Origin of the sequence: Phycicoccus sp. 3266 (assembly GCF_031456495.1) — a bacterium.
GTDB lineage: Bacteria > Actinomycetota > Actinomycetes > Actinomycetales > Dermatophilaceae > Pedococcus.
Map to the genome: position 1 here is coordinate 306,313 of NZ_JAVDUW010000003.1, position 12,043 is coordinate 318,355.

11 protein-coding genes are annotated in these 12,043 nt (G+C 74.4%); 2 read left to right on the top strand and 9 right to left on the bottom strand.

The annotated features are described in order from the left end of the window. Window positions 1-177: 177 nt before the first annotated feature. Window positions 178-2,367 carry an RNA polymerase recycling motor ATPase HelR gene (helR, locus tag J2X64_RS15830; RefSeq protein WP_310156598.1) on the bottom strand — a complete coding sequence of 730 codons (2,190 nt, stop codon included), beginning with the start codon at window positions 2,365-2,367 and terminating at the stop codon, window positions 178-180. 178 nt (window positions 2,368-2,545) lie between these two features. On the opposite strand from helR, the gene J2X64_RS15835 reads away from it, so the two are divergent. Both J2X64_RS15835 and J2X64_RS15840 read left to right on the top strand, forming a co-directional pair. Further along, complete coding sequence (locus J2X64_RS15835) at window positions 2,546-3,052, top strand: pyridoxamine 5'-phosphate oxidase family protein (RefSeq protein ID WP_310156601.1); 507 nt, start codon at window positions 2,546-2,548, stop codon at window positions 3,050-3,052. Window positions 3,053-3,142: 90 nt separating this feature from the next. After that, window positions 3,143-4,042, top strand: coding sequence for a slipin family protein (locus J2X64_RS15840; RefSeq protein WP_310156602.1), 900 nt, complete (start codon window positions 3,143-3,145; stop codon window positions 4,040-4,042). A gap of 86 nt (window positions 4,043-4,128) precedes the next feature. Here the strand turns inward: J2X64_RS15840 and J2X64_RS15845 are convergent, their stop codons facing one another. The 8 genes from J2X64_RS15845 to J2X64_RS15880 all read right to left on the bottom strand — a co-directional run bounded on the left by J2X64_RS15845 (window position 4,129) and on the right by J2X64_RS15880 (window position 12,043). Then, complete coding sequence (locus tag J2X64_RS15845; protein WP_310156604.1) at window positions 4,129-5,049, bottom strand: universal stress protein; 921 nt, start codon at window positions 5,047-5,049, stop codon at window positions 4,129-4,131. A gap of 114 nt (window positions 5,050-5,163) precedes the next feature. Next, window positions 5,164-5,472: a DUF3806 domain-containing protein gene (locus J2X64_RS15850; RefSeq protein ID WP_310156606.1), complete on the bottom strand. Its 309-nt coding sequence runs from the start codon at window positions 5,470-5,472 to the stop codon at window positions 5,164-5,166. 249 nt (window positions 5,473-5,721) lie between these two features. Then, a complete protein-coding gene (locus tag J2X64_RS15855; RefSeq protein WP_310156608.1) occupies window positions 5,722-5,973 on the bottom strand; it encodes a phosphopantetheine-binding protein in 252 nt (83 codons plus the stop codon). Further along, a complete protein-coding gene (locus tag J2X64_RS15860; RefSeq protein ID WP_310156609.1) occupies window positions 5,970-7,361 on the bottom strand; it encodes a dihydrolipoamide acetyltransferase family protein in 1,392 nt (463 codons plus the stop codon). The genes J2X64_RS15855 and J2X64_RS15860 overlap by 4 nt, the downstream gene beginning before the upstream one ends. Further along, complete coding sequence (locus J2X64_RS15865) at window positions 7,354-8,415, bottom strand: alpha-ketoacid dehydrogenase subunit beta (protein ID WP_310156611.1); 1,062 nt, start codon at window positions 8,413-8,415, stop codon at window positions 7,354-7,356. Before J2X64_RS15865 ends, J2X64_RS15860 begins: the two co-directional genes overlap by 8 nt. Then, a complete protein-coding gene (gene pdhA, locus J2X64_RS15870; RefSeq protein WP_310156613.1) occupies window positions 8,412-9,581 on the bottom strand; it encodes a pyruvate dehydrogenase (acetyl-transferring) E1 component subunit alpha in 1,170 nt (389 codons plus the stop codon). The genes J2X64_RS15865 and pdhA overlap by 4 nt, the downstream gene beginning before the upstream one ends. Further along, window positions 9,578-11,392, bottom strand: coding sequence for an acetate--CoA ligase (gene acsA / locus J2X64_RS15875; RefSeq protein ID WP_310156615.1), 1,815 nt, complete (start codon window positions 11,390-11,392; stop codon window positions 9,578-9,580). Before acsA ends, pdhA begins: the two co-directional genes overlap by 4 nt. A gap of 33 nt (window positions 11,393-11,425) precedes the next feature. Next, window positions 11,426-12,043, bottom strand: a complete 618-nt coding sequence (locus J2X64_RS15880; protein ID WP_310156617.1) for a V-type ATP synthase subunit D — start codon at window positions 12,041-12,043, stop codon at window positions 11,426-11,428.

Here is a 12,043-nt window from a genome sequence, read left to right on the forward strand (position 1 = left end):
CGCGATTGCGCCGGCGCCCTCAGCGGTGGTGGGCCGGTGGCGCGGGGCCCCGGCCGCACGGCCGTCATCGCGGCACCGCACGGGCGAGCGGGCGTGGCACGGACCGCATGGCCCGAGCAAACCGGCGTCACGGCATACCCGCGAAGGGCCCAAGGTCCCACCGGCGAACCGGACCGGTCAGCCCGACAGCACGACGAGCTGTTGCGTGGCGCGGGTCATCGCGACGTAGCGGTCCACCGCACCCTCGATGCCGTCGCCGAAGGACTCCGGCTCGACCAGGACGACGAGGTCGAACTCGAGCCCCTTGGCCAGCTGGGGCGTCAGCGACCGCACCCGCGGGGTCCCGGCGAACGACGGGTCGCCGATGACGCACGCGACGCCCTCACCCTCGGCGTGCTCGGCGAGCCAGGCGTCGACGACGGCGGACAGGTCGCCGACCCGGCCGTGCACGACGGGTCGTCCGCTCGCGCGGACGGAGGTCGGGACGTTGGCGTCCGGCAGGGCGGCGCGGATCCCCGGCTCCGCCTCCGCCATGACCTCCTGCGGCGTGCGGTAGTTGACCCCGAGGTGCGCCAGCCTGACGCCGTCGAGGCCGACCCGGTCCAGCCGCTGCTCCCACGACTCGTGGAAGCCGTGCCGGGCCTGGGCGCGGTCGCCCACCACGGTGAGGCTGCGCGACGGGCAGCGCCCGAGCAGCATCTGCCACTGGGCGTCCGTGAGCTCCTGCGCCTCGTCGACGACGACGTGGGCGAACGGCCCGGCCAGCAGGTCGGGGTCGGCCTCCGGCACGCTGCCCCCGTCCACGAGGGCGGCCTGCAGGTCCTGCCCGCGCAGCATCGACATCACGTGCATCTCGGAGTCGTCGGTGGCGATGAGGTCGTCGACCACGCGCGACATCTCCTCGCGCTCGGCGGCCTGCACCGCCTCCCGCCGGCGCCGGTCCCGTGCGGCGCGCGGGTCGCCGAGGCGTCGGCGCGCGGCGTCGAGGAAGGGCAGGTCTGCGTCGGTCCAGGCGTCGGGTTGCGCCCGCTGCAGCGCGGCGACCTCCTCGCGCTCCAGCCAGGGGGCGCACAGGCGCAGGAATGCCGGCACGGTCCAGAGGTCCCCGACGAGGTCGGTCGGCTCCAGCAGCGGCCAGGCCCGCTCCACCGCCGCCCGCAGTCCCTCGTCCGCGCGCAGGGAACGCGCCAGCAGCCGCTCGTCGACTTCGGCGTCGTCGGCGTCTCCGGTGTCCGCGTCGGTCCCCGCCTCGAGGCGCTCGGCCACCAAGGTCGCGAGCTCGTCCCAGAGGTCGTCGCGTGCCTCGTTGTGGGGCGTGCCGGGCGCAGGGGCGTCCATGACGGTCGCCCAGTCCTCGGCGTCGAGCCGGACCTCACCCCACGGCGTCGGGACGTCGAGCGCCTGCGTGGGAGCCTCTTCGTAGAACCGCGCCGCCGCCTCGACCGCCGTCACCAGGCGCGCCGAGCCCTTGAGTCGCGCCACCTCCGGGTCGGTCTCCGGGCGGGCCGTGGCGCCCTCGGGCACGAGGTCGCGCAGGGTGCACGTCTGCACGCCCTCTTCGCCGAGGCTCGGCAGGACGTCCGCGACGTAGGCGAGGTACGGCTCGTGCGGCCCGACGAACAGGACCCCGCCGCGCCGGTGGCCCAGCCGGGGGTCGGAGTACAGCAGGTATGCCGTGCGGTGCAGCGCCACGACCGTCTTGCCCGTGCCCGGCCCGCCGTCGACGACCAGCGCGCCCCGCGAGCCCGCGCGGATGATGGCGTCCTGGTCGGCCTGGATGGTGCGGAGCACGTCGCGCATGCGGGGGGAGCGGCTGCTGCCCAGGCTGGCGACGAAGGCGGACTGGTCGTCCAGCGACGCGGCGTGGCCCTGCAGCCCCTCGACGGTGAAGACCTCGTCCCAGTAGTCGCTGACCCGTCCGCCCGTCCAGCGGTAGCGGCGACGGCTCACGAGCCCCATCGGGTTGGCGTGCGTCGCACCGAAGAAGGCCTCGGCGGCGGGGGAGCGCCAGTCGTGCAGCAGCTGGCGCCCGTCGTCGTCGCGCAGGCCGAGCCGGCCGACGTAGACGGGCTCGGGGTCGCCGGCGCGCACCATGTGCCCCAGGCACAGGTCGAGGCCGAAGCGGCGCAGCGCGCGCAACCGTGCCCCCAACCGGTGCACCTCGAGGTCGCGCTCCAGGGCCTCCTGCCCGGCGCGTACAGGAGCCCGGCGCTGCTCCTCGAGCCGCCGGGAGAGGGACGACAGGGTCTCCTCCAGCGTCCGGGCGATGTCGCCGAAGTGGCGCTCGTCGTCGGCGATGAGGGTCGGATCGCCTTTTGCGGCAAGGCGTTCCGGGAGCGCGAACGCGCTCGTGGTGGGACTGGTCACGCAGGTCCTCCGTCTGTCGGTGCGGTGTCCGGCCGGAAGTGTGCGGCACGACGGGGGCCTTGCCGCAAGCCCCCCTGTCCGCTATACGTTGAAACTGGAGGGACGTCGCCCGAGGTGTGGGTCCGGCGCAGGTGGGGTAGGCAGGTGGGACCGGCAGACCACCACCGAAGGAGCCCTCGTGACCGACCACGACACCGACCACCGTCCCGACGACGCAGGCGCAGCGAAGGTCACCGAGCTGGTGCGCGGCGTCAGGATCGCGATGCTGACGACGGTTGCGCCCGACGGCAGGCTCATGAGCCACCCCATGGCCACGCAGGAGGTCGACTTCGACGGCACCGTGCGGTTCGTCTCCGAACGGGCCTCGCACAAGGTGGCGCACATCGAGGCCAACCCGCAGGTGAACGTCGCCTACTCGAGCTCGGGCAGCTGGGTCTCGCTGTCCGGCACGGCGCGGATCATCTCGGACCCGGCCCTGTTGGCGAAGTACTGGGACACCTTCACCGACGCCTGGCTGGAGGGCGGTCCGGAGAACCCCGACAACATCGTCATCGAGGTCGACTCCACCAGCGCCGAGTACTGGGACAGCCCGGGCGGCAAGGTCGTCCAGGTGCTCAACCTGGTCAAGGCCAAGGCGACCGGGAAGCGCTACGAGGGCGACAACGAGCGCGTCGACCTGCCCTGACACCGGCCACGCGGCATACCGCAGCGCAGGGCGTGAAGGTCGGGACCTAGGGCCCGCTCCCGTGCACCGGCACGGACGCATGGTGGACGCATGGCTGTGGTTCTGTCCGTCATCGGACTCGTCGTCGTCCTTCTCCTCGCGCTCTCGCTGCGGATCGTCAAGCAGTACGAGCTGGGGGTGCTCTTCCGGCTGGGGCGCGTCATCGGGGTGCGCCAGCCGGGCCTGCGGGTCATCGTCCCCGTCATCGACGTGCTGCGCCGGGTGTCACTGCGCATCGTCACCATGCCGATCCAGTCGCAGGGCATCATCACGCGCGACAACGTGAGCGTGGACGTGTCGGCCGTCGCGTACTTCCGGGTCGTCGACGCCGTGAAGTCGGTGGTGGCCATCGAGAACGTGTATGCCGCGATCGACCAGATCGCGCAGACCACGCTGCGCAAGGTGGTCGGGCAGCACACCCTCGACGAGACCCTGGCGGAGACCGACCGCATCAACCTCGACATCCGCCAGATCCTCGACGTCACGACGACCGAGTGGGGCGTGGAGGTGACGCTGGTCGAGCTCAAGGACATCCAGCTGCCCGAGACCATGAAGCGCGCCATGGCCAAGCAGGCCGAGGCCGAGCGGGAGAAGCGCGCCAAGATCATCAACGCCGAGGGCGAGTCGCTCGCGGCCACGGCGCTGGGCGAGGCCTCCGACGTGATGATGGCCCACCCGCTGGCCCTGCAGCTGCGCAACCTGCAGAGCCTGGTTGAGATCGGCGTCGACAAGAACACGACCGTCGTCTTCCCCGCGCCGCTGATGAGCACCATCCAGGAGCTGAGCTCGTTCCTCGACCGGGAGGGGCGGGCCGCGGGCGTCCGTGCCGTCGAGGAGCCCCCACCCGGTGAGGACGCCGGGCGGCTGAGCGAGCCCGCACGCGTCGGTGGGCAGGGTGTGGGGACCGGCGGTGTGGGGATCGGCAACGGGTCCGGGGTCCCGGCCGTCTGAAGGTCCCGGCCGTCTGAAGGTGCAGAAGCCGCCTGACGGGATCAGCCGGCGTGCGACGGGGTCAGTCAGCCGGCCGTCTGACGGGGTCAGCCGGCGTGCGCGACCGCGGGGTACGCCGGCGGCAGGACGAGCCGTCGGGCGAGCGGGTCGGCGAGTGGCTGCACCACGAGCACGTCGCACGGAGGGTCCTCCAGGACGTGGTGCAGGACCGACCCGCGAGCCAGGCCGCCGCGACGGACCGCCGGTCCCGCGCCGACCACCAACAGGTCCGAGGGACCCACGTCCGCGAGCAGGTGGACCTCCGGCGCACCCCGAACCACGCGGACGTCGCAGGCGTCCACGGTGTTCCACGCCTCTCCCCGGACCACACTCCAGACCAGGTGCTGGACCACCTCGAGGTCACGCCCCGCCGTGGACACGCAGGACACGACCCGCATGGACAGCCCCCGGCGCATGGCCGCCTCGGCGGCCACCGCAAGGAGCCTGGGTGAGTCGACCCCGGGACGGAACCCGACGGTGACGCGCGACGGCCGCAGGAGCACGGGCCCCGGGTCGTAGGCCATGGTCCGGATGGGCCGTGGGTCCTCACGGCCCGGGACCAGCACGGGCCGGGCAAACTGGCGGGCGAGGGCGTCGCTCGTCGACCCCGGGCGGAAGGGGTGGTGCCCCCGCGTGCGCCGGCCGAGCACCAGCAGCGTCGAGCGGTCGGCCAGCTCCGACAGGAGCGGGTCCTCCAGGCTCTGCGCGACCACCGTCTCCACCCGGACGGTGGGGTCGGCCTCCTCCGCCTCGGTCGCGGCCCGCTGGACGAGCTCGTGGTCGCGCAGCTCGGTGTGCCCCGCGGGGTGCCCGCTCGCGGTGCGGGCCGAGAGGTGCTCGGCCACACGCACGACGACCAGGTCCTCGCCTCGTCGTCCCGCCTCGAGCGCGGCCGCCCGGGTCGCGATGCCCGAGGCCCACGAGCCGTCGCAGCCCACCACGACTATGGGCGCGTCGCCGATCGTCATTCCTTGCTCACCACCGGTCGGTCGGGGCCCTGCAGCCTGCCCCGAGCCTGAGTCACCGCGACGCCTGCCACCAGGGCCGAAGGTCCCGTGCAGCAGGGCATCGCGGCGCCCTCGTCACCCTCGCCCGAGGTCCCCGTCCTGGTGCGCGAAGGCGTTCGTGAGGCCGAGCCGCAGGTCGGCCCGGGTGGGGGTGCGGCCCACCTCGTCGCTGAGCGTGCGCCACTCCTGGCCCGCGAGCAGCGCCCCGAGCACCTCGCCCATCACGACCTGGGTGGCCTCGAGCGCCTCGGTGGGCGTGGGGAAGACGCGGAGCGTGCGGTAGCACTCGTGCTCGGCGATCTTGACGCTTCCCACGAACCCCCAGCCGTCGGATGCGGGGGAGTGCGTGATGGTGATGTGGAACTCTTCGGAGGAGGAGAACATTGCCCGTCCCAACCGACGGCCCGGCGCCGCCTATCCCTGGTGTCCGGCAGACCCCGTGAGGTCATGCCGCAAGGTCAGGGCGGGATGAGGAGGTGGTCTGTCGCGTATCTCCCTGTATACGCCCCGGGCACCACGGTGTCGATGGCCACGAAAGGCCATGGACACCAGCGCCGGCACCTGCGGTGGCAGCCGTCGCGAGGTCGGGCGAACGTGGCTGGGGACCCGGGCTGGGGACCGGGTCGGCGCCCGTCAGGTGGGACGCCCTCCCCGGACGAGGAAGGCCGTGGCGTGGTCCACCGTGCGCAGCTCGTCCGCGTCGGTGTCCTCGATGCGGAAGCCGACGCGGGCGCTCAGGCGCTCCACCAGCTCCACGACGTCGAGCGAGTCCAGCTCGTAGGCCTCGCGCAGGTCGGCGTCCGCGGGCAGCGTCGCCAGGTCCGCGTCGGGCACGATCTCGCGCAAGGTCGTCCCCAGGATGGTCCGTGCCTCGTCGGGTGTCACAGCTCCTCCGGTCTCTGCAGCAGTCGGTCCACGACCCGGAGCAGGCGCGCCCCGGTCGATCCGTCGGTGGCCCGGTGGTCCCCGGACAGCGTGGCGGTCACGAGCGAGCGCACCCCGAGCAGGCCGTCGACCGCCCACGGGCGCTGGCGCACCGCCCCGAAGCCGACCAGCGCGACCTGGGGCGGGTAGATCACCCCCGCGACGCTGTCGGCCCCCTGGTCGCCGAGGTTCGACACGCTGATCGTGGGTGGCGCGAGGTCCGACCCGCGCAGCCGTCCCGCTCGCGCGCGGGTCGTCAGCTCGCGGATCCGGGCCATCGTCGACTCGACGTCGAGCCGGTCAGCGCCGGCGATCGTGGGCACGAGCAGCCCGCCACCGCGCAGCGACAGGATGAGCCCGAGGTCGACGTCCTCGGCTGGCCGGAACCCGTCGTCGACCCAGTACCCGTTGAGCTCGGGGACCTCGCGGGCGGCCCGCGCGGTGGCGAGCAGCAGCAGGGCGGCGGGCACCAGCTGCCGGCCCATCGGGAGCTCCCGGTTGCGCGCGTGCACCCAGTCGACGGCCGCCTGCACGTCGATGGTGAGGGTCAGGTGGTAGTGCGGGATCTCGCGGTTGGAGCGGCTCATCAGGGCCGCGATGCTGCGCCGCATGTCCGTCGCGCGTGCCTCGCCGGCCCGCGTCTCCGGGGCCCGTGGCTCGGGCGTGCCGGGTTCCGTGGTGAGCGCTCGGGGCACGGGGGGTTCGGGCGGCTCGTGGGTGTGTGGCGCGAGGGGCGGTGCCGGCGGCCGCACCAGGGCGCGGCGCACGTCGTCGGCGCGGACCGCGCCGGAGGTTCCGGTGCCCACGACGCCGACGAGGTCGATCCCGGCCTGCTCGGCCAGCCGGCGGGCGAGCGGGGTGACCCTGCGCCGGGGAGCGCCCACCCCGGCCGCGCGCTCGACGTCGGCGCGCGTCACGCTGCCGTCCGGTCCGGTGCCGCGCACGGCGCCGAGGTCCACGCCGAGCTGGTGGGCACGGTGCCGCAGGGGAGGAGCCGGAGGATGGGCACCGCGGCGTGCGGCGGGAACGATCGGAGTCGAGGGTGCCGGGACCACGGCCGGCGGTGGGATGACCACCGGGGGTGGTGCCTCGACGACGGGGGCCGGCGCCTCGCCGACGGGCGCCAGCGTCGCCAGCACGGTCCCCACCGGCACGGTCTGCCCCTCGTCGACGAGCAGGTCGGAGACGACCCCGTCCTCGAACGTCTCCACCTCGACCGCCGACTTCGGCGTCTCGACCACGGCCACGACGTCGCCGCGGTGCACGCTCGCCCCGGGCCTGGTCAGCCACTCGAGAAGGATGCCCTCCTCCATGTCGGCGCCCAGCGACGGCATACGGAACTCACCCACGGGGGCCCACCGTCCGCAGCGCCGCCTCCACGATCTCCTCGGGCTGGGGGAGGGTGGCGCGTTCGAGGTGCTGGGCGTACGGCACCGGCACCTCGACGGAGCAGACGCGCTCCACCGGGGCGTCGAGCTCCCAGAAGGACTGCTCCATGACCCGCGCGGACACCTCGGCGGCGAGGCTGCCCGTGCGCCACGCCTCGTCCACGACGACACACCGGTGGGTGCGGGCGATCGAGCCCATGATGGTGGCGTCGTCGAGTGGGCGCAGCACCCGGAGGTCCACGACCTCGGCGCTGATCCCCTGTGCCGCAAGGAGGTCCGCTGCCGTGAGGGCCTTGCCGACACAGCCGCCGTACGCCACGACCGTCACGTCCGTGCCGGGCCGGCGGACCGCCGCGTGCGCGATGTCGACGACCGGTGGCGGGTCGGGGAGCGGCCCCGACAGGTTGTAGAGCGACCCGTGCTCGAAGATGACGACGGGGTCGGGGTCCTGCAGCGCCGGCCACAGCATGCCGCGCGCGTCCTCGACGGTGGCCGGGGCGAGGACCCGGATGCCGGGGATGTGCGCGTACCAGCCCTCGAGGCTGTGCGAGTGCTGGGCGGCGAGCTGGCGCCCGGCCCCGGTCGTCATGCGGATCACCAGCGGCACCGACAGCTGGCCGCCGGACATGTGCCGCAGGGTCGCCGCGTTGTTGAGCACCTGGTCGAGCGCGAGCAGGCTGAAGTTGACGGTCATGATCTCGACGATCGGCCGCATCCCGTTGATGGCGGCGCCGATCCCCGCGCCGGTGAACGCAGCCTCGGACAGCGGCGCGTCGCGCACCCGGTCCTCCCCGAACTCCTCGAGCAGCCCGAGGCTGACGGCGAACGAGCCGCCGTACCGGCCCACGTCCTCGCCCATGAGGAAAACCCTCGGGTCGCGCTGCATGGCCTCGCGGTGGGCGGCCCGCAGCGCCTCGCGGTACGTCGTGGTGGCCGGTGCGGGCGTCGCCCCGGCGCCGTCGCCGGGCCCCGTCCGTGGTGCGCGGCGCTGGGTGGTCGCCGCCCGCCGGGTCACGACCGGCTCCCGGACGAGCCCTGGCCGGCGACACCCGGCCCGGCGACGCCGGGCTCGCTGACACCCGGCCCGGCGACGCCGGGCTCGCTGACGCCCGGCCCGGCGGCACCCGGCTCGGTCGTGAGGTAGCGCTCGAGGTCCTCGACCGGCTCGACCGGCGCCGCATCGGCGGCAGCGATGGCTGCGGCGAGCTCGGCCGCGACCTCGCCCTCCCAGGCGTCGACGTCCCCCGTCGAGATCGCACCGGCCCGGGTCAGCGATGCCGTCAGCGCGGGGATCGGGTCGGCGTGGCGCCAGTCCTCGACCTCGGTCTTCTCGCGGTACAGGTCGGGGTCGTACATCGAGTGCGCGCGGAACCGGTACGTGCGCAGCTCGAGGAAGCAGGGGGCGCCGCTGTCGCGCACGTATGCCAGGGCGCGCGTCGTCGCGTCGCGCACCGCGACGGGGTCCATGCCGTCGACCGCCCACGCCACCATGCCGTACCCCGCAGCCCGGGCGGCGAGGTCGGTCTCGGCGTGCTCGCGCGCGAGGGCGGTGCCCATGGCGTACCGGTTGTTCTCGCAGCAGAAGAGGACCGGCAGGTGCCACAGCGCGGCGAGGTTGGCGCTCTCGTGCCACTCGCCCTCGGCGAACGCGCCGTCACCGAACAGGCAGGCGGTGACCGCGCTGCCGCCCCTGAGCCGGTCGGCCAGGGCGAGGCCCACGGCGAGCGGGATGCCGCCGGCCACGATCGCGTTGCCGCCGAAGAAGCGGCGCGAGGTGTCGAACAGGTGCATCGACCCGCCGCGGCCGTGGCTGCACCCGGTGGCCTTGCCGAACATCTCGGACATCAGCGCCGTCATGGGGACGCCGCGGGCCAGGGCGTGGCCGTGCTCGCGGTAGGTCGAGACCACGGAGTCGGTGTCCTCGAGGGCGCCGACCACCCCGACTGCGACGGCCTCCTCACCGATGCACAGGTGCAGGAAGCCACGGATGCGGCTGGCGCTGTAGAGCTCTGCGCACTTCTCCTCGAACCGGCGGATGCGGATCATCCCGCGCAGCATGGCCACCGCCTCGGCGTGGCCCCTGTCGTCGGTCGCGGTGGTCGCGGTGCCCGTGGACGACGCCTCCGTGGGCGCCGCGGAGCCGTCACGCGGGGCGGGTGCCGTCGGTGCGCGGCGGCTCATGACGGGGTCTCCACCGTCGACAGGTCGCCCTCGGGCAGGCCCAGCTCGCGGGCGCGCAGCAGGCGGCGCATCACCTTGCCGCTGCGGGTGTGGGGCAGGTCCTGGTCGAACTCGACCTCGCGCGGTGCCACCGAGCCGAGCCGGTGCCGCCCGAACGAGATGAGCTCGCGCTGGAGCCTCGGCGTCGGCTCGTACCCGGCCCGCAGCGTGACGAAGGCCTTGACCACCTCGCCCGCCAGCGGGTCCGGCTTGCCGATGACGCCGACCTCGGCGACGGCCTCGTGCTCCATGAGGGCGCTCTCGACCTCGAAGGGGCCGATGAGGTGACCGGCCGACTTGATGACGTCGTCGGCGCGCCCGACGAACCAGACGTAGCCGTCCGCGTCGACCCTCGCGAGGTCGCCGGTGAGGTACCAGCCGCCGGCGAACGCACGCGCATACCGCTCCGGGTCGTCGAGGTAGGCCCGGAACATCGAGGGCCACCCTGCCCGCACGGCGAGCTCGCCGACGGCCTCCGGGTCGTGCAGCAGCGTCACGGTGTCGTCCTGCACGGCCGCCCGCCCGTCGGGGCCACGCCCGAGGACGGCCACGTCGATGCCGGGGACGGGCCGGCCCATGGAGCCCGGCCGGATGGGCGAGCCCGGGACGTTGGCGACCATGATCGCGCCGGTCTCGGTCTGCCACCACGTGTCGTGCACCGGCAGCCCGAACGCCTCCAGCCCCCACAGCACCGCCTCGGGGTTGAGCGGCTCGCCCACGCTGGCCACGTGGCGCAGCGCCGGGTACCGGTACTCGTGGGCCAGGTCGGAGCCTTGGCGCATGAGCATCCGCAGCGCCGTCGGCGCCGTGTAGAAGACCGTGACGCGCTCGTCCTGCAGCACCTGGTACCAGCGCCGGGCGTCGAAGTCGGCGGAGTCGGTGACCACGGTGACCCCTCGGGTGAGCGGCCCGATGATGCCGTAGGACATCCCCGTCACCCAGCCCGGGTCGGCCGTGCACCAGTAGGTGTCACCGGGTCTCAGGTCCAGGACGAGGCGCGCGGTGGCGTGGTGGGCGACGACGGCCTCGTGCACGTGGACCGCGCCCTTGGGCCGTCCCGTCGTGCCGCTGGTGAAGTGCAGGAGCGCCGGGTCGTCCGGGCGGGTGAGTGGGCGGTGCGGGCCGTGGGCGGCCAGGTCCTCCGCGCCTCGCTGCTCGAGCTCGCTCCACGCGACGGTGCCGGCCGGCGGGTCGTCGGTGTCGACGACGACCACGGTCGCCAGGTGCGGCAGCGTGCCGCGGAAGGGGGCGACCTTGCGCTCGTACGACGCCACGTCGGTGACGAGCACGCGCGCCCGGCCCAGGGACAGCCGCTCGCGCACCGGCTCCGGGCCGAACGCGGGGAACAGCGGGGACAGCACCCCTGCGGCCTTGAGGGTGCCGAGCACGGTGACGTACAGCTCCTCGCCCCTCGGCAGCAGCGTCGCCACGACGTCACCCGCCCCGACCCCGGTCGCCCGCAGCGCGGCCGCGAGCACGTCGGTCCGGCGGGACAGCTCGCCGTACGTCAGCTCGGTCGTCGGCGCCCCTCGGTGCAGGCAGCGCAGGGCGACCGCGTCGGCCAGCGGGCCGGTCGCGTGCCGGTCGACCGCCTCGTGCGCGATGTTGAGGTGGCCGCCCGGCAGGCCCTCGAGCTGCGCCCGGGCCGACTCCCACGTGAAGTGCCGGCGCAACTGGGACCAGTCGCCGACGAGCGGCTCGGTCCGCGGCACGGTGACCACCTCGGGTCGGGCGGTGGCGGGGGTCGAGGCGTCCACGGTCGACGGGGCCATGGACCCCACCATCCTCGGCGCCCCCCGGGGTCACTAGGGACCAAAGGCCGTGCCGGCGCTGCCCCGCAGGCGTCCCCGGTCCTCCCGCTCACCCTGCTCCAGGGCAGCCTCGAGGTCGCGCAGCGACTGCTCCAGCCGGGGGATCCAGCGCTTGTCCAGCCCGCGCAGCCGCCGCCTCGTCGCGGCCGCCTGCCGGTCGAGGCTCCGCAGCCCGGCCTGCACCCCCGCGAGGGCGCCCCCCGCGGCCAGCGCGCGGTCGTACGCGTCGCGCGCCGGTGCGAGGGCCGTGCTCGCGAGGTGGACGGTCGGCGGCGTGCCCGCGTGCGCCACCGTCACCGTGAGCGGGTGGACGACCCCGGCCGTGGTTGCCCACCCCACCTCGGCGGTCAGCGTGGCGGGCGGGGTGGCGGTGCGTATGCCGTCGCGTCCGACGAGCACCCCGGCGCGGGCCAGCCAGGTGGCTCCTTCGGTGCAGGCCCGCTCCCAGTCGGCGCGGTGCGCCTCCTCGAGGGCGAGCAGCCGGTGCCGCTCGAGCTCGACCAGGTGCAGGGTGCGGTCGAGCTGGTCCCGGCTGCGGGTGGCCACCGCGAGCCGTCTGCGCAGCCAGAGCCTTCCGGCCCGGCCCGGTGGGGCGCCACGGATGCCGGCCAC